Consider the following 22,624-nt stretch of genomic DNA (forward strand, 5'->3'; position numbering starts at 1 on the left):
TAGGTTAATACTACGCCTTATTCCGCATACTGAAAGCCTACGATACGACCGGCTTCATCCACGGATATCGTGATCCCCTTGCCATCGGCTGGTCGGAATGTCACATCTGCTGTCACAAAGCCATAATCATAGTCTTCAAAAGTGGCACCGCCACCGCCCTGCTCGACTTTTGCCTCTACTTTATACTGGCTTGCTTGATCTCCCACCAGCTGTTTCAGGAAAGCGGCTGCCTTCTCTTTTGCCACCTTCTCGGCAGGGAGCTTTTTCGACACCCAATCTGGATTTTGGATCATTACTTTGCTCAATTCGTTTGTACGGGTATCCATGATAACGAAAGCTTCTGCACGAGGGGTCGGACTGTAGACCCGTTTTTGTGCTTCAAACATTTTCAGGAGCTGCCAGTTCCCTTCGACGCCGAAATCATCATAATCGGAAAACTGTGCAGTGTCAGGGAAGAGCTTCGTCACCTCGGCTACTACCTTTTCCACTTCAGGGGAAAACTTGCTCTGCTCCACACCCGCTGGAATGCTCACTTCGAACGTTTTCTCATCAAAAACGGGTTGGAAATCCACCTTGTCTACAGTGTATGAAAATGCTTGTGCTTGATTGTGGGTGAAGGTGCGCTTGAGCAACAGCCCTGTCTCTTTGTCGATCCACAGGTCATCTTGGTAATGGTGGAGCTTGCCATCGATTTTCGCCTCTTCTTTTTTGACGACGTGATACACGGCTCGATTCAACAGTTGTGCTTCCTTCACGATGATCGCCACCTTCGAATCTGGCAACGCCACTTTCAAGCGCTGTAGCTCTCGCTTCGTCTTATTGATTTCATTATCGTATGTGCCAATCATTGCGGAGTGGACAAATCCTCTGCCGCCTTCTTGATACGCCGCCACCTGTCCTGCCTTCCCTACGGCATGCTGAACCCTTTTCCCGTCTGAGATTTCCTCTCTCCAGTCTCCTTTGATCGTGTTATCCCATGTTTTTGCCTTTTGGGTCTGGGTGCCCTGCTTCGCTTTCGCTGTGTGCGTCGATTCGATGTACATGGAAACGGGGTGTTTTTTGTCCATTTCTTTAACGAGCTGATCAAAAGTGATCGCTTGCGCTTTATTTGCAGCGACTGCCATGTTGGCTTGTGCTTGTGCGATCCCGAATGGGGATACCGCTGAGAGAAGGAGTGCTGCCATGCTCACGGTAACAAGTGCTTGCTTTTTCATGTCGGTTCATCCTTTCGACTCGTTGATTGCTGTTCACTTGTTACGATCCTCGTCATGCACAGCTTGTGACACAAATCCCTGAAAAAATATATTTTTCAAATTCCTGTCACGTTTTTCTCCCCGGCAGGATCATCCCTTTTAGCAAATCGCTAGTAAACATAGGGAGAACAACTCACATGAAATTTCAAATGGTCAACCATGCTTCGTTTCTATGGGAACACGATTCCATCAAATTAATGACCGATCCTTGGCTTACGGGAACTGCCTTTGATAACGGCTGGGGCTTGTTAGCCAAGACCCGCTTCACTTCTGAGGATTTTGCCGAGATTACGCATATTTGGTTTTCTCATGAGCATCCCGATCATTTTCATCCACAGAGTCTGCGAACCATACCCGAGGAGTATCGCAAGCGAATCACGATCCTCTACCAGCAATCAGCCGATCAAAAAGTGGTCGAATGGTGCCGCGCCTTTGGCTTTCAGCAAGTCATTGAGCTTTCCCCGGACAAATGGTACTCCTTGTCCGCCGATGTCTCTGTCTTGTGTCGGCCGTTTCCAGTCGGTGATTCGTGGCTGTGTATCAAGACAGCCGACATGACGATCCTGAACCTGAACGATTGCGAGGTCAGCACCACACAGGAAGCCAAGGATATCCTAAATCGCGTCGGTGACATCGATCTATTATGGACGCAATTCTCGTATGCAGGCTGGGCGGGGAACAAGGAAGACTTCCAACTCCGCAAAAAGCGAGCCATGGAAAAGCTAGCCCGAGTGAGAAAACAGGTGGAAGCCCTTCAACCGCTCTACGTGATTCCCTTCGCCAGCTTCGCCTGGTTTTGTCACGACGAAAACTATTACATGAATGATGCAATCAATAAAGTAGACAATGTATACCGTCTCCTGCAAGAATCGGATGCCGAACCAATTATTTTGTATCCCGGCGATACGTGGACGCCACATGAAGCTCATGATCCCGAGAAGGCGCTCGCCCTCTACGCACGAGACTATGAGAAGATGGCTTCCTCTCCTACGCTTCTTCCTTCGGTCAAAATCGAACCGGACAAGCTCTTTGAGGCTGGCTTGGACTTCAAGGAACAGATTCGCAAAAATAATCATTCGCTGTTTCTCTCTATCGTTAGGCCCGTCACCTTTTATTTGTCAGACTATCAAAAGGCATTCCGCTTTTCTCTGTCAGATGGGTTGATCGAATCTACATGCGATCCACTCGATTGTGATGTAGAGCTGTCATCTGAGGCCCTGCATTATTGCTTCACCCATTTGTGGGGATGGAGTACGCTGCGCATCAATGGCAGACTGCAAGCTCCGAAAGGTCGAAATGCTCGTTTCAAGCGCTTTGTCATGCTCGGGCATGTTGCACAACTGAACAATTTCGGTATTTTTATGGGATGGAACCGAGCATTTGTCCGTTTTGCGATAAATTATTTGGGAGAGAAGATTCGCAACCGCTATATTACGACAAATAATATCTGAAAATAGGTAAATACACCCATTTTTTCATAGTTTTATTGGGTGTATTTTGTCCTAGTTCCCTTGAGTATGTAAGAGAGAGTCATTTTTGTTAGAATATTCACAATTAACCTCTTATATTTCCAGTATTATACACCCCATGATAGAATCGGAAAGGAAATTCCGCAGTTTTCCAATTATGTATAAAAAGGTGGATCTATTCAGATGAAAAAACTAGTATCCGTAGCTTTGCTCCTCTCCATGTTGGCTGTCAGTGCTTGTTCGAACAAACCAGCTGATACAAAGCCAGCTGAGCAAAATGCAGCACAAACCACAGAAGCTGCTAAACCAACTGAAGCTCCAAAAACAGATGCTGCTACACCAGCGCCAACCGCAACAACAAGCGACAAGCTGGAAGCGAAAAAGGTTTTGAACGACAAAGTGGAAATCTTGATTCCAAAAGGCTTTACTGTCATGTCCGAAGAGATGGCAAAAGCAAAATACCCGATGGAAAATCGTCCTTCCTTGATTTATACCGATGAAAAAGGTTCCATTAACATTGCGTTTAGTCATACAGAAACACCTATTCAGGACAGCCTTCTCAAAGACATGAAGGACCCGATGAAACAAGCGTTCTCCAACATGTACCAAGATGCAACCTGGTATCGCGATGAAGTAATCCAAATCAACGGGAAAAACGTTGGTGTGTTCGAATTGCTGACTCCTGCTGCTGATACGAAAATTTACAACCTCATTTTCTTTACAGAGCTGGACGGCAAAATGCTGATGACTACTTTCAATTGCACCGAGGCACAAATGGAAGAGTGGAAGCCGCTCGCGCAAGAAATTTTGATGTCTTATAAAGTGCAATAAGGAAACAACGATTTCCCCTCATAAAGAGTAAAAGCACCCTCCCATGGGTGCTTTTTTAGCTTTTTCTTTTTGCTGCATCCAGCTCTTTCTTCCAACGAAGCAAAGCCTCCCGAGAAGGGTACGGATTGGGGAACTGCAATGCTTGCTCGATGGATTGAAAAGCTTGGACATGCATCCCTGCTTTTCTTTGCGCGTCCCCCAGGTAGTACCAATACCTCGCCGAATCGCTCTCTTCAAGGACAGACTCATAGTAGGCAACCATCTTCTGAAAATAATAGGGATAGACATCGTCTGCGATTACCAGACTTCCTGCGTCCCACCTATACACTTCCACTTGAAACGCTTTTCCACTATCGTGTAGCCACAGCGCAAGCTCAGCGTTGCCATCCATTCCATTAACCCCCGGCATGTCTTCCACTTCAACCCTGCTTGCTCGTGTCTCCTGATGGAGCATGTGCATAAATCCATTCGCCGACCACTGCAAAATATCTATGTTCGACCATGCCCCGCCTATTTGCCACCCAATCAATAAGCTATTCATTTGGGGATCGACAATGTGAGCAGCCAATAATTCGGAAACCGTATAGCCTTGTCCTTTGAAATTGCCGATTGGATGCCAGCGATTCTCGTCCTGTTTGGCGATCATGACGTACATTTGGCCTTGGTTACGATAAACACAGGCTATTTCCTGATGATTATCCCCATCGAAATCAGCGACGATAACGGCTGGTTGATCGTGCGGCTTTGGCATGACCACTAGTTCTGCCGTAGGAGGTATCAAGCTCTTTATGACGCTACAATGTTGCGTTCCGATCTGTTTCATATTGGTCTCACCCATCTTTCCAGTCTCACCAAAATATATGCTTCTTTTTTCACCACATGCTCGCAGTATCCCAGATTACACTTGACCACAAATATAAATAGACTTTTTAATCAATTGTCTATTATAATCAAAACAATAATAGTATATGTTTGGTATTCATTTGAAGGAGGTATGTCATGAAGCAGTTTGAAAACAAAGTAGCGGTCATTACCGGAGCGGCCAGCGGTATCGGTCGCGCATTGGCAACCCGCTGTGTTGAGGAGCAGATGAAAGTTGTTCTTGCCGATGTAGAAGTAGCGGCGCTCCAACGAGTAGAGCAGGAGTTACAGGCGGCAGGGGCAACTGTCCTCGCCGTTGTGACGGACGTAAGCAAGGAAAAAGATATCCAGATGCTTGCACAGAAAACGCTAGACTCGTTCGGTGCTGTCCATCTATTGTTCAACAATGCAGGGGTTGGCGGAGGCTCGACAATCTGGCAAAGCACCCTTGCTGATTGGCAATGGGTCATGAATGTGAACTTGTGGGGGGCCATTCACGCTACACAAATTTTCGTACCCATGATGTTAAAACAAGGGACTGAATGCCACATCGTGAACACCGCCTCTCTCGCTGGCCTTGAGTCTGGACCAGGGAATAGCATTTATCGGGTAAGCAAGCATGCGTTAGTCAGTCTGTCGGAAACCCTCTACCACGAATTGAAAATGATCCAATCCAAAATCGGTGTTTCCGTTTTATGCCCCGGCTTTGTTCAGACGCAAATATGTGACGCCCATCGCAATCGTCCAGCGGAGTACAGCAAACCAGGAGATATCGTGGAGCCCTCACCGATGACCACTGCCATCGACCAGTTCATTCGTTTAGGTGTGGAGCAAGGAATTTCTCCGAAAGAGGTAGCTGATCACACCTTCCTGGCGATCAAGGGCAATCGCTTTTACATTCTGCCAGATCCATCATATAAAGAGACTGTGCGTCAGCGAATGGAAGATATTTTGAACCAGCATAACCCGACGTTCGTGATTCCCTCGCATATTTAACAAAAAAGCCACGCTCTCAAAGGAACGTGGCTCTAGTTTTTACACATCTGTTAACTCTCGATCTCGTAAAGAAACCAAAATCACGAATCCAATCATCACCTCTGTAATGTTAAACGCGACCTGCTGACCATTCCATACTTGTGATTGCCACATAACGAACCACTCTGCGCCCACAATGGCAAATCCGAAAAACCAGATGCAAAAAGCAACCATATAAGCGATGTATGCGAATGTTTTCGAGTTATTGAACGTTTTTGCATCCTTCTTTACATTACGCAGCATATTTCCTGCCGCGATCCAACCCAAAAGTGAGAACAGCCCTTCCGCAATGATGATTCCGATATAAGCTATGGTGTGAGCAGTAGGCTCAGTAATCGCTCGCCACATCAGTGCGTTACCCTCAAACGTGGTATCCATGGACAGAACATGTTGGACAAATTGATAATTGGAATGGTAGTCCATAAGATTCCCTAAGAAAATGGACGTCCCAAATGCTGCGGATAGTGCTACAACCAAAACCTTCAAATACCGTAACGTCAAATTACTCAATGCTGATCACGCCTCTTTTCCTTCGCTTTGTGTCTTTACTCATTCTCGATTGGATTGACACACCCTTTCTCTTTGTTAGAAAAATCTATCTATTTTCATCACGAGTATTCATCACCACCAGATGGAAACCTAATCATACTTATTCGGAAGTGGGACCATCCAATTCATGATTTTTTTACCCATCCATGTTCAACAGTTTGGAACGGTTTTGTCACATGAATTTTTCTTAACAATGTTATGATGAAATGGACTCCCCCATATAACAAACAATGAATATGTGCAAGGTTGTGATTATCATTTGGAAGCCTGATCGGTCGAGCAGTCAAACTCTATACCACCAAATAGCCGATGAGATTGAACGCAGAATTTCATATGGAGAGTTCCCCCCTGGGAGCCTGCTCCCTTCTGAGAGAAAACTGGCAGAGCAATTAGGAGTAAACCGAAGCACTGTTATTTTAGCGTACGAGGAACTTCGGGCATTAGGCATCATCGAGAGCAGAACAGGAAGCGGTACTCGTGTGAGTAAAAATAAATGGGAGGCAACGCCAAAGCATACACCCAACTGGCATCGATATGTAGAAGGTGGTCAATTCCTCCCGAATTTGTCTTATCTGCGTCGGATTAGAGAGGCCTTGCAAAAAGACAGCAGCCTCATCGATTTTGCGAGTGGAGAATTGTCTTCCCAGCTCTCACCAGGTACGGAAATCAGTACCCTGATGAAGGAAAACCCCTTTACCGAATATTTGGGATACGACAATCCACAAGGCTTCACACCATTGCGTGAAGAGCTGGTCTCGTATTTGTCACGATACCGAAATGTGCAGACAACGGACTCTTCCATTCTGATCACGTCGGGCTCTCAACAATCTTTGTATTTGATCACCCAATGTCTGCTTGCACCCGGCGATGCGGTTGCCATCGAAGATCCCTCTTATTGTTACTCATTGCCTATGTTTCAATCTGCTGGACTTCGCCTGTTCCGCCTTCCCGTCAGCCATAATGGAATTGATCCAGAAGATATTCGCGCCTTGTATAAAAAACATCGGATCAAGATGATCTTTATCAATCCTACTTTTCAAAACCCTACAGGAATTTGTCTTGATCCCACTCGGCGCACACAACTGTTGGATGTAGCAAGCGAACTCGGTCTGCCGATTGTAGAGGACGATCCTTTCAGTCTGACTTCCTACGATGGCAAGCCTCCACTGCCACTCAAATCATTGGATCAACTTGGCTCCGTCGTCTACATTGGTTCCTTTTCCAAAATTGCTGCATCCGGTTTACGAGTCGGTTGGATGGTGGCGCCTCATTCCGTTGTCGAACGTTTGGCAGATGCCCGCCAGCAGATGGATTTTGGCCTGAGCGTGGTGCCACAAAAAATCGCGGCCCAGTTTTTGCATTCCGATAACTTCCTGCCGCATTTAGAGCGATTGCGTATGCATTTACAGTACAGAAGAGATTTGCTTGTGGAGGCACTGCAAAAAGAGTTGCCCAATGAGCTTTCGTTCACCATTCCACAAGGCGGATTACACTTGTGGTGTAAAATTAACCCGGATGTGAACGACAACCAATTATTTGAAGAAGCCCTTCGCAGAGGCGTCGTTTTTGTGCCTGGCAGTGTATATGGTTCAGACTCCGGCTACATTCGCTTTACCTTTGCGCGACCGAAAGAAGAGGAAATTACGCTTGGTGTCGCTAAGTTTGCGGCTGCTTTGAAGGCAGTTTTGACTTAAAGATGGTGGTCCGCCGACGATTGTGGTCGGGGAAGCCCTGCCACATGTTTTCCAGTCGCCTGTATCCTCTCTACGTACGGGCCGTCTCCTTCCAAACATGTGACAGGACTTTCGTACAGCTTTTGTTTCTTTCAGGCTTTAAAACAGATTTGCAGGTTAGAGCTTGGAAGCTTCGGTTCACGATTTTACTACTTGCATTGACCTGCAAATATTGCCAAAGCTGCGTAGGAAGAAGCGCATTTCCAGTCCAAGCGCCTCTGGAGCCCATCTTAGCTTCGGAATAAATGGCGGGGAATTTCAGCTTCACTTATGAAATACTTCTTCGAAACTTCTACGTTTGAAGCGCTCCCGCCATTTATTCCGAAGCGGACAGTCTTGACCCCTTGCGGGGCGTAGGCCGAAGCGTAGACTGGAAATGCGCTTCTTCCCCCACCACAGCAACTTTTAAAAAAGACCTCCACCGCTTTTATCAAGCAATGGAGGTCTTCTGCATTTTTCAAACGGACTTACTTCATCCACTTCACATTCTCTTTTTTCTCTTCATTCACCAACAACGTAAAAACATCGGGTCGCGAATAATGTCCAACGACATCAAAATCAAATTGGCTATAAGCGATTTCGCGAATGTCCAGATCAGCGTAGAGAATCTCCTCCCGACCAAAAACAGGCTCGACGATATAGTCACCCAATGGCCCCACAATCGCACTTCCACCTCTGCTCATCTCGTCTGGCGAAGAAGCCAGATCGTCGTAGCACGCCAAATCAGTTGGATACATATCTTTTGTTACGTACTGATTGCACGATAAGACGAAGCATCTGCCTTCCAATGCGATATGGCGGATCGTAGCTTGCCATGCATCCCTCGCGTCTGCTGTTGGTGCGATATAGATTTGAACGCCTTTTGCATACATTGCTCCTCGTGCTAACGGCATATAATTCTCCCAACAAATCAGAGCCCCGATCTTACCGTAAGGAGTATCGAATACCGGCAAAGTACTTCCGTCCCCTTCGCCCCAAATCAACCGTTCGGATGCAGTCGGCTTCAGCTTGCGATGCACGCCGAGCAACTCACCATCTGGTCCGAAAAATAGGACGGAACAATATAGGGTGCCACCGCTATTTTCACTGTCTCTCTCAATCACACCAATGACGAGATACACGCCCGCCTTGCGCGCTGCCTCCCCGAGCTTGTCTGTCTCTTCACTCGGGACGACAATCGAATTGTCCCAATAACGAAACCAGTCTTTACGCCCCTCAGGGGAACGACTGCCTACTTTTGTCCCGAAAGTAAGGCCTCTCGGATACGCAGGGATAAAAGCTTCAGGAAAAACAACGATTTTCGCTCCCTTTTCTCCTGCTTCCAGTGTCAGTGAAACCGCCTTTTCCGTACTTGCCTCAAGGTCCATGATGACAGAAGCAGCTTGAACAACAGCAACTCGAACGTTTTGTTGCGGATTAGACATATTGACCTCCCCTGCTCTCCTAGAGAAATTCGCTTGTTCTCCTACTATTCGGTGTATCTAGGGGTCTCCCCTACTGCTGCAACAATTTAATATCCTCGATAATTTGATTGTAAGGCACGTCCGTCATTCCTTCGTAACGGTTAACCACTGTTCCCTTTTGATCGACCAAGTATAAAAACGTGTCGTGGATGATTTGATCGGAATTAGGGTCCTTTTCTATTGGAGTCTTGAATGACTTGAGAATAAACGTTTTGATCTCATCAAATCCATAGCCAGTCAATGCATGCCAATTGGAGAAGTCAGCATTGAATTTGCCCAGATATGACTTCAATGCCTCTGGCGTATCTCTTTCTGGATCAACCGAGAAGGAAACAAACTCCACATCAACGCCAGTTTCTTTTGCTTTTTTCTGCAATTCAGCCATGTTTGCTGTCATCGTCGGACAAACGGTTCCACAATACGTAAAGACAAAGTTAGCAACCCACACCTTATTGTCCAAGTCTTTCGATGAAAAAGGCTTCCCTTCCTGATCCGTATAAGCAAATTCATTAACCGGATAGTTGTAATCATATCTTGCTGGACCACACGCAGTTACCAAAACCATCAGGATACTGAGCATGATCAACCAAGCTGTTTTTTTCATTGTACCGCCCCTCTCCTATTTCTTTTTCTCAGAGAGCCACTTCGCTAACTGGCCGATTTCTTCGGCGCTGAGCACTTTTTCATAACCAGGCATGCCATTTGCGCCGACCGTAATTATTTCAACGAGGTTTTCCTCCGTCATTTTCGAGCCAACTTGCTGCAAGCCTGGACCCACCCTACCGGATAAATCGTTACCGTGGCAGCTCATGCAATTATTTTTGTATAGCTTCATCGCACTTTTCTCTGCATCTGCAACTTCTGTTTGCTCTTCTGTTGCGTCATTGCTGCATGCAGTTGCAACCAAGAACAGGGAACCAATCATGAGATACTTAATGGCTTTCACAGAACCCCCCTACCTTTCAGACGGGAATAACGGTACCTTACAAAAAGGGACGGCCTGCTGTATCCATTACCATAATCGTTACGGTTGTTAGCAGCAGCACCACGTACGGAATCATTTGCAGCTTGGTTCGCTTGATTCCCTTCACTACCGGAAAGAGAGGAAAGCCACTCCCGCAAGACCGGGAACCAGGGCGTACAAGCAGTACGCACCCAGGTTTCAGTCGGTCCGCAAGCAAGTGGTCAGTCTTTCGTACCGGTCATTTTTTGATCAAGCTGCTCATTATAGTGCGACCATGTTGTACATCATGATCCAGATGGAGCCGATCACGATAAGGAATACGATAAACAACCCGAGTAAAAGCGACATCAAGTTGTAACGTGGTTTATCCTCTTCTTTCAGATGCATGAAGAAGAATAACTGGACAATAAACTGGAACAGAGCCGCTACCAAATAGATGATGAGTCGTTTATCACTATCCAACCAGCCGTTCTCTAGGGCCAAGATGGGAATGATCGTTAATACAAGCGACAAGACGAAACCGATCACATACGATTTCAGGGAACCATGACCGCCGTGTTGTTCTGTCGTGCCATGCACAGATTGCTTGCTCAATTAATTCACCCCCATCACATACACGATGGTGAAGACGAAAATCCAAACAACATCAAGGAAATGCCAGAACAAGCTGATGATGTTTACTTTTCGTTTCGTTACGGGTGTAATGCCGTGCTTCGCGATTTGCATGATGACGATGATCATCCACCCAATACCGAGCGTCACGTGTAATCCATGTGTTCCTACCAATGTGTAAAAGGCAGTCAGGAATGCACTCGTTCCAATCGTTGCGCCTTCACTAACCATATGAATGAACTCATTGATTTCCAGAAACAGGAAGGACGCTCCTAAAAATATGGTAACTCCCAGCCAGTTCATCAGAGCAAGACGATTCCCCTTGTTCATAGCGAGAATCGCAAGACCGCTCGTGAAGCTACTGGTCAGCAAAATAAACGTACTCGCGTAAATACCATTCATCTGAAAAAGCTCTTTTGGACCTGGACCACCATCCGTGCTACCTTGCAGTACGATATAAGTCGCAAACAAGGTAGCAAACAAGATGACATCCGTCATGAGGTAGATCCAAAAGGCAAATGTGCGCAATTCCTCTTGGTCTGGATGATGATCATGGTGTCCAGCATTCACATTAGCCATTACGTAATCACCCTCCCTGCTTCTGCCTCTGTACGTTTAATCTCTTCCACCGTGACATAATAGTCCGTGTCGTAGTTAAACGAGTGAACAACCATACACGCAATTACACCGATAAATCCTGGTACAGCCATCCATAGCCAGTCGAAAATCAAACCGAATCCGACGAAGAACCAGAACATAGACATCACGATCGGAATACCGGAGTTTTTCGGCATATGAATCGGTTCCAGCGCTACTTTCGCTGGCTTTTCCAAGCCTTGCTCGATGCGCAGCTTTCTTTCATGCCAATCATCTTGAGACGTTACCTGCGGCATTACGGCAAAGTTATAGAACGGAGCTGGAGAAGGAATCGACCACTCCAGTGTACGAGCATTCCATGGGTCTCCTGTTGTATCTCTCTTCATGTGCTTGATACTGTGTGCAATGTCCCAAATTTGGACAAGGAATGCAGCTCCCATGATTACGGCACCAATCGTCGATACCAGGTTCATTTCGAACCAGCCCTTGTCCCAGCCGTACGTGTAAATACGACGTGTCATACCCATCAAGCCCAATGCGTATTGCGGCATGAAGCACAGGTAGAACCCGATGTTCCACAGCCAGAAAGCCCAACGGCCAATACGCTCATTCAGCTTGAAGCCAAAAATCTTCGGCCACCAGTAGTACAAGCCCGCGAAGAAGCCAAACACGACACCCGCAATGATCACTTGGTGGAAGTGTGCAATGAGGAAGTAGCTGTTGTGATACTGGAAGTCAGCAGGTGCCACGGACAGAAGGACACCCGTCATCCCACCGATGACGAAGTTCGGGATAATCCCAACCGTCCACAGCATCGGTGTTTCGAACGTAATTTTTCCTCGGAACATCGTAAACAGCCAGTTAAACACTTTCACACCCGTCGGAATCGCAATCAACATCGTCGTAACCGCGAAGAAGGCATTGACGTCCGCACCGGAGCCCATTGTGAAGAAATGGTGCGCCCATACGAGGAACGAAAGAACGCTAATGATGATCATGGCGAATACCATGGATTTGTAACCAAACAGCTTTTTCCGTGAGAACGTCGCAACGATCTCGGAGAAAATCCCGAACGCTGGCAAAACGATAATGTAAACTTCCGGGTGACCCCACATCCAAATCAAGTTAATGTACATCATCGGATTACCGCCGCCATCCAAGGTGAAGAAGTGCCCACCCAAATAGCGGTCGATAAACAGCAGTGCCAATGTAACCGTCAAGATTGGGAATGCGAAAACAATCGCGATACAACTCGACAAAACCGACCAGGAAAACATCGGCATTTTCATCAAAGTCATACCAGGAGCACGCACTTTCAAGATCGTCACAATAAAGTTAATCCCGGTCATCAAACTACCAATACCTGAGATCTGAATCCCCCAAATGTAGAAATCCTGACCTGGTCCCGGGTTAAAGGCTAGCTCCGAATACGGCGGGTAAGCCAGCCATCCTGCATCCGGCGAACCCCCAATGACGAAGGACAAGTTAAACAGCATCGCCCCTGAGAAAAACAGCCAGAAGCTGAGCGCATTCAGAAACGGAAAAGCTACGTCACGTGCACCGAGTTGCAGCGGCACGATGACATTGAACAAACCAAACATAAGCGGCATCGCCATAAACAGAATCATAATGACGCCATGCGTTGTAAAAATCTGATTGTAGTGATCCCCACTCAAAAACTGCATCTCAGGCATAACGAGCTGCGCCCGCATCAGGAGAGCATCTACCCCTCCTCGAAACAGCATGAGAACGGAAGCGAGAATGTACATGATACCGATCTTCTTGTGATCGACAGTTGTCAGCCATTCGCGCCAGAGCCATCCCCATTTTTTAAAGTAAGTCAGCACCGATACGATTGCGATGATACTGAGCACAATGCTGACGTCCGCACCGTAAATAAGTGGATCGCCTGTTACGAAAAATTCAGAGGCGAATTCTTTCACACTCTCCCACATCGTTGTCTCTCTCCTCCCTCTTTCAAATTCAACCGACTATTCTTTCACCCGCGCTGGCGGCTGCACTCTCGTAGATAAGCCGTGATTGTGTGAAGCAGCATACTTGGTCACCGTCATCTCGTACAATCCTTCAGGGAAAGCGGAGAAATAGCGCACATCCGATGTTCCTTGTTTGGTCAGCTCTTTGTAACCATCCAGCGTTAGCGCAGGGGATGTATTTTTCACCTGATTCACCCATTGATCAAAGTCTTCTTGGGAAGTCGCATTCGCTGTAAAGAACATCTTCGCAAATTCTTTTCCGGTAAAGTTCGCACCAGATCCCATGTACTCACCCTGTTCATCTGCTTGCAGGTAGAGCGTCATAGACATACCGGACATGGCATAAATCTGACCGCCAAGCTGTGGAATCCAGAATGAATTCATCGGGGCGTCAGATGTCACTTCGAAGCGTACTGGCGTATCCTCTGGGAACTGTACGTAGTTCACAGTGGCAATGCCTTGCTCAGGATATTGGAACAGCCACTTCCAATCCAAATTCGTCACTTGAATCGTGATCGGTTTCTTCTCGGATTCCAACGGCTTGGATGGCTCCAACGAATACGTGTACCGAACTGTCACGATCCCAATTAACGTAATAATGATGATGGGAATGCCCCACCAAATGATTTCCAGTTTCGTACTGTGTTCCCAATTAGGGGTGTACTTCGCCTTTCTTCCTTCTCTGTCACGGTATCGCCATACAATGACAAAAGTAAGAATTAGTACAGGAACAATCACAATTAACGTTAAAAGCGTGGATAAAATCATTAAGTCCTTTTGCTGTTCACCAATGGGTCCTTTCGGATCGAGCACGATATAGTTATCAGCGCAACCGGTCGTCAAGAACAGCAGGATGAACATGAACAAAAATGACATACAGCGTACTGTCTTGGACGTCTTCATGTCCTTGTCCTCATCTCCTATCACCATGCACGGGGTACTATTGAAACAAGTCTTACTCTAAAGCCGGACCATTGGAGTGTCACCAGCCAATGACAAAGTGGATCAACCAGCCATGTTCAATTTTCCGCAGCATTTTAGACACTTTTTGGACATAAAAAAGCCCTTCTCATGCAAGAAGGTCCTTATCTAGTCGAATGGAATTGGAAATCGATGGGTACGCTAAGATCACTTCCATCTCATTGCTGATTAGGTGAAGCTACGTGATCAAAAAGTTTCGGAGAAAGCTATCCATCCACCAAATCAAACAGAACCAGGAACCACAAGAAACTCCCCTACAGGAGGATCTTCAAGCAAATGTGACCACCATTCGGAGTCATTTTGGGTTCACGAGTGATCTAGCCGTCCGAACCATTTGGCTTGGGACAAATCCATCACAACAAGCATCTTTGCTGTTCCTAAAAGGTATGACGAATCAAGACGTAATGGATCGGGATATTATTAGACCCTTAATGAACACCGTTGGCGATCTCAACGAGGGCATGATTGATCATATGATGAATGCTGTTTTGCATGTCTCGATGGCGTGGAAGGAAAACACACTCGAAAAAGTACTCGAGCAGCTTGCACGCGGATATATCGTTCTTTTTATTCATAACCAAGCACAATGCATTATTATCGGAGCCAAATCAATCGGACAAAGAAGCGTAGAAGAGCCTTCTAAAGAAGCAGTCATTCGTGGGCCACGCGAAGGCTTTATTGAAACGATTGACACAAATCTCTCACTCATTCGCAAAAGATATCACAATCCCAATCTCCAAATTGAAACCTACTGGATTGGTACACAATCGAACACAAGAGTATGTCTCGCCTACGTCCGAGGAATTGTGAAGGAAGAATTGGTCGATGAGGTGAGAAAACGCCTATCTGTCATAAAAATGGATGCCATCTTGGACTCCGGCTATATCGAGCAATGGATCGAAGACGAACCGTTTTCTATTTTCCCAACCATTTTCAACAGTGAGAAACCGGACATCCTGGTAGCCAAGATTTTGGAGGGGCGTGTCGCTATTTTGGTGGACGGCAGTCCAGTGGCCCTCATGGTACCAGTCACGTTTCAAGAGTTTTTTCAAAACCCGGAGGATTATTATTCCCGCCCTTTCTACGCCAGCTTTTTGCGCTTGCTTCGCTATGCAGCATTTTTTGTCTCAGCATTTCTCCCGTCTCTTTATATATCTTTCGAAAATTTTCACAAGGATTTGGTTCCCCCGACATTGTTGTTCAGTTTTATCAATGCCAGAGAAGGGGTTCCGTTCCCTTTACCCATCGAGCTGCTTCTTATGGCGATCGTGTATGAATGGCTGCGTGAGGCTGGGGTCCGCATGCCTCGCCCCATCGGACAAGCTGTCAGCATCGTAGGAGCTTTAGTCATTGGTGAGGCCGCCGTTAGTGCGGGATTAGTTGGGGCGCCGACGGTTATTGTCATTGCCGCGTCAGCCATCACTTCGTTTATTTTCCCTGCCATTTCTGATGTGGTAGTCATTCTGCGATTTGTCTCAATATTTGCCGCCTCGGCGCTTGGATTGTACGGCAATTTTCTCGTCTTTTATCTGGTCACTATCTATTTGTGCGATCTCCGCTCGTTTGGGATACCTTATCTTGCTCCTTTAGCTCCTTTGAAACTGCAAGATTGGAAGGACTTCTTTATTCGCCTTCCACTTTGGTTTATCAAACAAAGCTCTGGTGCTACCCCTTTCCCACTGAAGAAGCAAAAGGGAGAATGATCATGAAGACGCTAACCGCTGTGATAGGCTTGCTGACTGTCATTTTAGGGGGATGCTGGAATAACATCGAGCTCACGGAGACAAGATTTGTCACGGCAGTAGGAATCGACTTGAACGAGGAAGGCCGCTATGTCCTTACTGTGAACGTCATGAAGCCAAGCAGTGGAAAAACGGATGCAGGAGGCGCTGCGGAAAAAAGCGCGATTATCCAATCGACAGGCTATACCATGTTAGATGCAGCCCGAAATATGATCGAGTACTCGGGGTACAAGCTTAGCTATCATCAAATGCAATACGTAGCGATTGGCACTGACGCAGCCAAAAAGGATATCATCGGTCCCCTTGATTTATTTTTTCGCGATCAGGAATTATCTGGGCGTCACTGGGTCATTTATGTCGAAGGAAAAGCGGAATCTCTCCTGCACTCAAAAGGAAATACGAACGACATCCAGCCGCTACAAATCAACGAAAAAATGATATCCAATCGATCCATTGGCAAATATCCACCCGTACGTTCACTCGACCTTATGCGCATGATGGCGAGTAAAGAGAAAGTAGGCTATCTGCCGATCAGTCATCCAATCCAATCGAAGAAAGAAAGCCGTGAAGCTGGAGCTGTCATTATCAAAGGCGGAAAAGCGATCGCTTCAATCAATGAGACACAGGTACGCGGATTACTGTGGACAACGGGGAAAATAAAAAGCACGATTGTCATCGTTCCACTCAAGAAGCAGGGACAATACGCATCGATCGAGATAGTGGATTCCAAAACAAAAATCCGCCCCGTTCTCGAAAATAATCAGTTATACATCCAGGTGACTGTCCATCCACACGGATATATCGGAAGTCTCAATCATGCCATTCCAATAGACACCGAGACGTATAAATGGTTGCAGACAAAAATCAATCATGTCATTAGGGATGAAATCCATGAGGCTGTAGCAGTAGCCCAAAAAAACAAGGCCGATATTTTTGGCTTTCATGAATATGTGCATCGGGCGTATCCACAAGTGTGGAAAACCTGGGAAGAACAATGGCCCGCTCGCTTTTCAGAACTAGACGTAAAAGTGAACGTCCAGAGCAAGCTCCTCTTAAATGGACTTCTGGCAGAGCAACTTGGCGAAAAATAAGGAGTGGGATGGTTGGACGTCCGCACGATTTCAAGATTTCAGTGGGTCTCAATCCAAGCATTAAGTCTCCCCATAATGGGACACGTCTTCTTAATCGAACCACTGATTCATACCGCTGGCAGAGACGGCTGGATATCTGCTTTGATCAGCATTCCCTCAGGTATTGTATTCGTTCTGCTGTTGAGCATTCTGCGAAGGAAGCTTCAAAGCAACTCGTTGCTGACAGGAACTGAAGAAAAAGCCGGTAGAGCAACATCTGTCATTTTGTGTGTAATCTTACTCGCTTATTTTCTGTTTGCTTCCGCTACGACGATGCGCGGTCTGGAGGAGTTCGTCAAAATAACCTTTTTGCCGGAGACGCCTCTCTGGGCTATCGGAACGAGCTTCATGCTTCTCATTTGGTTCAGTCTCCAAAGAAACATCGAATCCATCGCTAGAATAGCCGTTATCTTTTTTTTGTTGACGATGATCACAGGACCGCTAGTTGGATTGACACTCATGCAAGAAAAGGATTACGCCCGTATTTTGCCGATCCTCGACCATGGGTGGGGACCTGCTCTGGAGGGCTCGCTTTACTATGTTGCGTTGTGGGGGGAATTGATCTTAGTCCTCCTGCTTCAGACAAAATGGGTCGGAGTGCGTCATGACTTCAATGGCTTCTCCTTTCTTATTTTATTCAACGTCTTTTTGGGCGCATCGATGCTGATGAGTGCCATTGCTGTATTTGGGCTGCCCCTCTCGGAAAAATTGGACTGGCCCGTGCAAAATACAGTCAGACAAATAAAAATGGGCTTTATAAGCCGCGGAGACATTTATGGCTTATATACGATGACAGCAGGATGTTTCATCCGGGTAGCGGTATTTTTATATGCCATCTGTGAATGTCTTGCCTTTCTTCTTTCCACCACTTATAAAAAACTGAGCGTACCTGTCTGTTTGGTTACACTTTTCCTGTCTTTACTCTTGTTTTCCAATCATCAACAACTCTTGCAGGCCAATCACTCCTATTACAGGTATGGATACGTGCTTCTGTTGCTGCCGATTTTTTTGCTGATTCTCTTCCGGATCAAAGGGGGAAAAACGCTAGAGAACCCTTGAGTAAGCAAAAGAAAAAGGCCAACCCAAGGCGGCCTTTCCTCTTGTTTGGTTATTCCTTGATGACACGTATGGTTTGAAGCGTGGGGTCTTCAAAGCCTTGTACAGGTAAACCTGCCTCGATGTTTTTCTTCGTATAGATGAGGTTCTCTTCCGAAATGATCTCACCCGGGATAAAGATCGGAATACCTGGTGGATATACCATGACAAACTCCGCGATAATTCTTCCCACCGATTGTTCGACAGGAATCATCTCTGTCGGTGCGTAAAATGCATCACGCGGGGTGACAGCGAGCACCGGTATTTTTGGAAGCTGCATCTTCGGGCGGCTTTTTCTGTTTCCTTGATCCTCGGACCCGGCAGCCAGCTCCTCCAAGGCATAGACAAGGATTTGCAAATCTTCTTTCGTATCACTTGGTGTGATAATACAAACGATGTTATACAGGTCAGATAGCTCTACCTCAATGTTATAGCGGTCACGGAGCCATTTTTCAGCTTCATATCCTGTAATGCCGAGGTCTTTTACCGAGATGACCAGCTTGGTCGGATCATGAGCAAACGCTCCATTTGTCCCGATAATTTCTCTCCCAATGCAGTACAAATGATTAATTTTATTGATTTGTGCTCGTGCTTCGTTTGCTAGCTGAATCGTTTGATCCAATAGCGTTTTCCCGGATGTAACCAACCGCTTTCTCGCCACATCGAGCGAAGCAAGCAGTAAATAGGAGGTGGATGTCGTCGTGAGCATGCTATAGATAGCTTGTACACGCTGAATCGAGACGAGATTTCCCTGAATGTTCAACAACGAACTCTGCGTCAGAGAGCCTCCTAATTTATGCATACTGCTTGCTGCCATATCTGCACCAGCTTGCATCGCCGACAGGGGAAGCTTGGGATGGAAGTGAACATGTGAGCCATGCGCTTCATCTACGAGTACAGGCACTCCTCTGGCATGCGCAATTTGAACGATACTCTTTAAGTCACCGGCAATTCCGAAATAGGTTGGATTGATGACGAGAACTGCCTTTGCATCGGGATGCTGCTCCAATGCTTTTTCCACAGCTTGCGGTGTAATTCCATGTGAGATCCCGAAAACAGGGTCTATTTCTGGATGTAAAAAGACAGGAGTCGCGCCCGATAAAACAATTCCGCTCATGATAGATTTGTGTACATTCCGTGGCACGATGATCTTGTCGCCGGGATTACATACCGCCATAATCATGGTCATAATGACTCCGCTCGTACCTTGAACAGAAAATATGGTGTGATCAGCGCCAAAAGCTTCAGCAGCCAATTCCTGCGCTTGTTTGATAATTCCTTTTGGTTGATGCAAGTCGTCTAATGGTTCAATGTTAATCAAATCGATGGAAAGTGCATTTTTTCCCATGAACCATCGAAATTCAGGATCCATCCCTTTCCCCTTCTTATGACCTGGTATATGGAATTGGATTGGATTCTTCTGGGCATGCTTTCTCAGCCCGTTAAAGAGCGGCGTTTGCCCTTGAATCAACATTTTTCCCACCTCACTATCCTTCCGTGTTGTTTGAATGAGTGATGTTTCTGGGCTGATTATAAAGGAAGCGGCTCCTTCCTTCATGATCCAATCTTGACTTTTATGAACCATCCAATTTGTGTCCTTCCTCATAATTGGTCTGTTTCATCTTTCGTGAATTGGCTGGTTACACTGCTGGAGATTTCCCTTACAGTGTTGCTACCATGAAGTTTGGGAGGCCATATAGATGAAACAACTGCCCACGACACAATCGCGAAAAACATTAGAAAAGATACAATCCTATCAACCTGGAATGCCGATTTGGGAGATAAAAAAAATGTACGGACTCTCTCAGATCATTAAATTAGCCTCAAATGAAAATCCTCTCGGCCCATCCCCCAAAATCATTCGCGCCATTCTCAGTGCGCTCCCGGAGCTGCATCGTTACCCGGATGCCAATACAACGACGCTGAAGGAGCACTTGGCTGATCATCTTGAGTTAAGTCCGGAGCATTTAATCGTCACGAATGGCGGTGATGAACTGATCAAGCTCATTTCCGAAACCTATTTGGAGCCTGAGGACGAAATCGTCGTGCCTTCTCCGACCTTTGGTGAATATGAATTTGGCGCACATCTCATGGGAGCTGTCATCAAAACGGTTCCGCTTGAAGCCGATTATGCATTCAATATTTCTGCTATTTTGGCAGCCATCACGAATCGAACAAAGCTTGTCTACCTTTGTTCCCCAAACAACCCGACAGGTACCTATTTGACTCGTCAGGACTTGACTGCATTGCTAGACCACTTGCCAGATGGGGTGCTTGTGGTGCTCGACGCAGCATACAGTCACTATGCAACGGCTGACGATTACACTACAGGAATTGAATTTGTCCGCCAGGGATACCCTGTTCTCGTCTTGCAAACCTTCTCGAAAATTTACGCGCTTGCCGGTATTCGCGTCGGATTTGGTGTCGCTCATCCATCGGTGATCCAAAAAATCCTGAAAGTAAAAGAGCCGTTTAACGTCAATTCATTGGCACAAACAGCCGCCATTACCGCCCTTTCTGACGTGGAGCATTTTGAAAAATCCCTCACGGAAAACACCAAAGGCCGCAAGCAGTTATATGATGCATTCGATGAAATGAATATCCCTTATACGGTGAGTATGTCTAATTTTATCTTGGCAAAATTGGGGCCAAACGCAGGCAGGATTTATCAAGAGCTGCTGGAAAGAGGAATCATTTTGCGGTACGGAGACACTTGGGGGTTACCGGAGCATATTCGAATCAGTGTAGGTACGCTGGAAGAAAATCAAATCCTCATACAAAACCTCCGTGAGCTATTGCTTATCGTAGGAAAATGAACGAAAAGCACCGGATGAAATTGTCCGGTGTTTTTGCTTTTGCAAAGTGTTTCTGAAGCTGAAATCTCCTTGTGTTTACCCGTCGCCAATACTATACTGAATGCAAATTCCCCAGTCCATTCCACACGAAGGGATGACTGAAATTTCATAACTTCACGAAAGCTCCCTCTCCATAGAAAGGTGGATCAGATGTCACTCAAACCTGAAGCTTTACAAAGCTACATCGACTCCCCAGATAAACAGCAAAGACTATACAAGCGAACGCTCTGGATTGTAGTCATCTCACAAATTTTTGGCGGCGCAGGACTTGCGGCAGGTGTCACCGTAGGGGCTCTCCTTGCTCAGGATATGCTCGGTTCGGAAAGTCTCGCGGGCATCCCTTCCGCATTGCTCACGCTTGGCTCTGCTGTCGCTGCATTGCTGGTGGGTCGACTCTCTCAACGCTTTGGACGCCGTTTGGGGCTCGCTAGCGGCTTCTTAGCCGGAGGTATTGGCGCAATTGGGGTGGTTATCGCAGCCGTCGCAAACAGTATTGTCCTTCTGTTTGCTTCCTTAATTCTGTATGGAGCTGGCACCGCTACTAACTTGCAGGCCCGCTATGCAGGCACAGACTTGGCAAAGCCTAAACAGCGCGCGACTGCCGTAAGTATTGCCATGGTCTCCACTACATTCGGGGCCGTTGCAGGACCAAACCTGGTGGAAGTCATGGGACGATTCGCTACATCCATCGGTGTCCCCGCACTGGCTGGTCCTTTCATCCTGGGGGCCGCAGCCTTTATCCTCGCTGGTCTCGTATTTTGGGTATTGCTTCGCCCGGACCCGTTCATCGTTTCGAAAGCAATCGCCGAAGCACAACAGGTGGATCAGAGCTTGCCATCCCGTCTGAATGAGAATCAGCTCGCAAGCAACAACCGGGGAATCATCGTGGGAGCCACCGTCATGATTTTGACGCAGATCGTCATGGTCGCTATTATGACGATGACACCTGTACATATGAAGCACCACGGACATGGTCTCTCCGAAGTAGGAATCGTCATCGGTTTTCATATCGGTGCGATGTACCTCCCCTCGCTTTTGACGGGTGTACTCGTTGACAAGATCGGTCGCTCTACAATGGCATATGCTTCAGGTGTCATACTACTTGCAGCCAGCATGACTGCTGCTTTCGCGCCAGCCGATTCGATGCCGCTACTCATCACCGCTCTTGTGCTGCTCGGACTGGGCTGGAATTTTGGATTAATTAGCGGCACAGCGCTCATCGTAGACGCAACGCAGCCCGCCACTCGTGCGAAAACACAGGGAACGGTTGATGTCTTGATTGCCTTGGCTGGTGCATCCGGTGGAGCCCTGTCTGGTATGGTCGTCGCCAATGCCAGCTACGCAACACTTTCCCTTGCCGGAGGCGTTTTATCGCTGTTGCTGGTCCCTGTCCTGATATGGTCCCATAGAAAAAGCAAACACAGTGTAGAGATCTCCCAAAACTAAAGCCACCCTCATCA

General features: G+C 46.8%; 20 protein-coding genes and 1 pseudogene. 9 read left to right on the top strand and 12 right to left on the bottom strand.

Features of this window, described 5'->3' with window-relative positions:
* Window positions 1-17 precede the first annotated feature (17 nt).
* Window positions 18-1,214: a hypothetical protein gene (locus tag AB432_RS26685; RefSeq protein WP_053079633.1), complete on the bottom strand. Its 1,197-nt coding sequence runs from the start codon at window positions 1,212-1,214 to the stop codon at window positions 18-20.
* Window positions 1,215-1,390: 176 nt separating this feature from the next.
* Between AB432_RS26685 and AB432_RS26690 the strand changes: the two genes are divergently transcribed.
* Together AB432_RS26690 and AB432_RS26695 are read left to right on the top strand one after the other, a co-directional pair.
* Window positions 1,391-2,704 carry an MBL fold metallo-hydrolase gene (locus AB432_RS26690; RefSeq protein WP_048034879.1) on the top strand — a complete coding sequence of 438 codons (1,314 nt, stop codon included), beginning with the start codon at window positions 1,391-1,393 and terminating at the stop codon, window positions 2,702-2,704.
* A 201-nt stretch (window positions 2,705-2,905) separates the two neighbouring features.
* Window positions 2,906-3,553, top strand: a complete 648-nt coding sequence (locus AB432_RS26695; protein WP_048034880.1) for a hypothetical protein — start codon at window positions 2,906-2,908, stop codon at window positions 3,551-3,553.
* Between the two features lie 55 nt (window positions 3,554-3,608).
* On the opposite strand, the gene AB432_RS26700 is transcribed toward AB432_RS26695, so the two are convergent.
* Complete coding sequence (locus tag AB432_RS26700; RefSeq protein WP_235617561.1) at window positions 3,609-4,376, bottom strand: hypothetical protein; 768 nt, start codon at window positions 4,374-4,376, stop codon at window positions 3,609-3,611.
* A 176-nt stretch (window positions 4,377-4,552) separates the two neighbouring features.
* Between AB432_RS26700 and AB432_RS26705 the strand changes: the two genes are divergently transcribed.
* Window positions 4,553-5,410 (top strand): SDR family NAD(P)-dependent oxidoreductase, encoded by an 858-nt coding sequence (locus tag AB432_RS26705; protein ID WP_048034882.1) that lies wholly within the window; start codon window positions 4,553-4,555, stop codon window positions 5,408-5,410.
* 39 nt (window positions 5,411-5,449) lie between these two features.
* Here AB432_RS26705 and AB432_RS26710 read toward each other — a convergent pair whose 3' ends face one another.
* A complete protein-coding gene (locus AB432_RS26710; RefSeq protein WP_048034883.1) occupies window positions 5,450-5,959 on the bottom strand; it encodes a DUF2165 family protein in 510 nt (169 codons plus the stop codon).
* Between the two features lie 269 nt (window positions 5,960-6,228).
* On the opposite strand from AB432_RS26710, the gene AB432_RS26715 reads away from it, so the two are divergent.
* Window positions 6,229-7,692, top strand: coding sequence for a MocR-like pyridoxine biosynthesis transcription factor PdxR (locus AB432_RS26715; RefSeq protein ID WP_048034884.1), 1,464 nt, complete (start codon window positions 6,229-6,231; stop codon window positions 7,690-7,692).
* 506 nt (window positions 7,693-8,198) lie between these two features.
* On the opposite strand, the gene AB432_RS26730 is transcribed toward AB432_RS26715, so the two are convergent.
* From AB432_RS26730 to cyoA, 8 genes and pseudogenes are all read right to left on the bottom strand, one after another.
* Entirely contained in the window at window positions 8,199-9,155 is a 957-nt protein-coding gene (locus AB432_RS26730; RefSeq protein WP_048034886.1) for a carbon-nitrogen hydrolase family protein, read from the bottom strand.
* Window positions 9,156-9,225: 70 nt separating this feature from the next.
* Complete coding sequence (locus AB432_RS26735) at window positions 9,226-9,798, bottom strand: SCO family protein (RefSeq protein WP_048034887.1); 573 nt, start codon at window positions 9,796-9,798, stop codon at window positions 9,226-9,228.
* A gap of 15 nt (window positions 9,799-9,813) precedes the next feature.
* A complete protein-coding gene (locus AB432_RS26740; protein ID WP_048034888.1) occupies window positions 9,814-10,140 on the bottom strand; it encodes a c-type cytochrome in 327 nt (108 codons plus the stop codon).
* Window positions 10,141-10,204: 64 nt separating this feature from the next.
* Window positions 10,205-10,309, bottom strand: a pseudogene (locus AB432_RS31575) (protoheme IX farnesyltransferase); the annotation flags it as partial.
* Between the two features lie 110 nt (window positions 10,310-10,419).
* Window positions 10,420-10,752 carry a cytochrome o ubiquinol oxidase subunit IV gene (gene cyoD / locus AB432_RS26750; protein WP_007723955.1) on the bottom strand — a complete coding sequence of 111 codons (333 nt, stop codon included), beginning with the start codon at window positions 10,750-10,752 and terminating at the stop codon, window positions 10,420-10,422.
* Window positions 10,753-11,349, bottom strand: a complete 597-nt coding sequence (gene cyoC, locus AB432_RS26755; protein WP_048034889.1) for a cytochrome o ubiquinol oxidase subunit III — start codon at window positions 11,347-11,349, stop codon at window positions 10,753-10,755. It lies immediately after the preceding gene.
* Window positions 11,349-13,322 (bottom strand): cbb3-type cytochrome c oxidase subunit I, encoded by a 1,974-nt coding sequence (locus tag AB432_RS26760; RefSeq protein WP_048034890.1) that lies wholly within the window; start codon window positions 13,320-13,322, stop codon window positions 11,349-11,351. Before AB432_RS26760 ends, cyoC begins: the two co-directional genes overlap by 1 nt.
* Before the next feature lie 36 nt (window positions 13,323-13,358).
* Window positions 13,359-14,264, bottom strand: a complete 906-nt coding sequence (gene cyoA, locus AB432_RS26765) for a ubiquinol oxidase subunit II (protein WP_048034891.1) — start codon at window positions 14,262-14,264, stop codon at window positions 13,359-13,361.
* A gap of 260 nt (window positions 14,265-14,524) precedes the next feature.
* On the opposite strand from cyoA, the gene AB432_RS26770 reads away from it, so the two are divergent.
* From AB432_RS26770 to AB432_RS26780, 3 genes are read left to right on the top strand one after another with little or no spacing between them, the layout of a single operon-like run.
* Window positions 14,525-16,045, top strand: a complete 1,521-nt coding sequence (locus AB432_RS26770) for a spore germination protein (RefSeq protein ID WP_053079634.1) — start codon at window positions 14,525-14,527, stop codon at window positions 16,043-16,045.
* A 2-nt stretch (window positions 16,046-16,047) separates the two neighbouring features.
* Window positions 16,048-17,175, top strand: a complete 1,128-nt coding sequence (locus AB432_RS26775) for a Ger(x)C family spore germination protein (protein ID WP_048034892.1) — start codon at window positions 16,048-16,050, stop codon at window positions 17,173-17,175.
* Window positions 17,176-17,178: 3 nt separating this feature from the next.
* The gene (locus tag AB432_RS26780) at window positions 17,179-18,273 is read left to right on the top strand and encodes a GerAB/ArcD/ProY family transporter (RefSeq protein ID WP_268811844.1); all 1,095 of its coding nucleotides are present in this window, start codon (window positions 17,179-17,181) and stop codon (window positions 18,271-18,273) included.
* Window positions 18,274-18,322: 49 nt separating this feature from the next.
* Here the strand turns inward: AB432_RS26780 and AB432_RS26785 are convergent, their stop codons facing one another.
* Window positions 18,323-19,780, bottom strand: a complete 1,458-nt coding sequence (locus AB432_RS26785) for an aminotransferase class I/II-fold pyridoxal phosphate-dependent enzyme (RefSeq protein WP_048035976.1) — start codon at window positions 19,778-19,780, stop codon at window positions 18,323-18,325.
* A gap of 229 nt (window positions 19,781-20,009) precedes the next feature.
* Here AB432_RS26785 and hisC point away from each other — a divergent pair, with 229 nt between their 5' ends.
* Window positions 20,010-21,125, top strand: a complete 1,116-nt coding sequence (gene hisC / locus AB432_RS26790; RefSeq protein ID WP_048034894.1) for a histidinol-phosphate transaminase — start codon at window positions 20,010-20,012, stop codon at window positions 21,123-21,125.
* 189 nt (window positions 21,126-21,314) lie between these two features.
* On the top strand, window positions 21,315-22,610 hold the full coding sequence (locus tag AB432_RS26795; RefSeq protein WP_048034895.1) for an MFS transporter: 1,296 nt from the start codon (window positions 21,315-21,317) through the stop codon (window positions 22,608-22,610).
* Window positions 22,611-22,624 lie beyond the last annotated feature (14 nt).

Source organism: Brevibacillus brevis (assembly GCF_001039275.2).
GTDB classification, from domain to species: domain Bacteria; phylum Bacillota; class Bacilli; order Brevibacillales; family Brevibacillaceae; genus Brevibacillus; species Brevibacillus brevis_C.

What these genes read in the sequence shown, in the direction of transcription:
- AB432_RS26760 (WP_048034890.1), bottom strand. Translation starts at nt 13,322, where the DNA reads ATGTGGGAGAGTGTGAAAGAATTCGCCTCTGAATTTTTCGTAACAGGC.
- AB432_RS26690 (WP_048034879.1), top strand. Translation starts at nt 1,391, where the DNA reads ATGAAATTTCAAATGGTCAACCATGCTTCGTTTCTATGGGAACACGAT.
- AB432_RS26685 (WP_053079633.1), bottom strand. Translation starts at nt 1,214, where the DNA reads ATGAAAAAGCAAGCACTTGTTACCGTGAGCATGGCAGCACTCCTTCTC.
- AB432_RS26715 (WP_048034884.1), top strand. Translation starts at nt 6,229, where the DNA reads ATGAATATGTGCAAGGTTGTGATTATCATTTGGAAGCCTGATCGGTCG.
- AB432_RS26705 (WP_048034882.1), top strand. Translation starts at nt 4,553, where the DNA reads ATGAAGCAGTTTGAAAACAAAGTAGCGGTCATTACCGGAGCGGCCAGC.
- cyoA (WP_048034891.1), bottom strand. Translation starts at nt 14,264, where the DNA reads ATGAAGACGTCCAAGACAGTACGCTGTATGTCATTTTTGTTCATGTTC.
- cyoC (WP_048034889.1), bottom strand. Translation starts at nt 11,349, where the DNA reads ATGGCTAATGTGAATGCTGGACACCATGATCATCATCCAGACCAAGAG.
- AB432_RS26735 (WP_048034887.1), bottom strand. Translation starts at nt 9,798, where the DNA reads ATGAAAAAAACAGCTTGGTTGATCATGCTCAGTATCCTGATGGTTTTG.
- AB432_RS26795 (WP_048034895.1), top strand. Translation starts at nt 21,315, where the DNA reads ATGTCACTCAAACCTGAAGCTTTACAAAGCTACATCGACTCCCCAGAT.
- AB432_RS26695 (WP_048034880.1), top strand. Translation starts at nt 2,906, where the DNA reads ATGAAAAAACTAGTATCCGTAGCTTTGCTCCTCTCCATGTTGGCTGTC.
- AB432_RS26775 (WP_048034892.1), top strand. Translation starts at nt 16,048, where the DNA reads ATGAAGACGCTAACCGCTGTGATAGGCTTGCTGACTGTCATTTTAGGG.
- hisC (WP_048034894.1), top strand. Translation starts at nt 20,010, where the DNA reads ATGAAACAACTGCCCACGACACAATCGCGAAAAACATTAGAAAAGATA.
- AB432_RS26700 (WP_235617561.1), bottom strand. Translation starts at nt 4,376, where the DNA reads ATGAAACAGATCGGAACGCAACATTGTAGCGTCATAAAGAGCTTGATA.
- AB432_RS26730 (WP_048034886.1), bottom strand. Translation starts at nt 9,155, where the DNA reads ATGTCTAATCCGCAACAAAACGTTCGAGTTGCTGTTGTTCAAGCTGCT.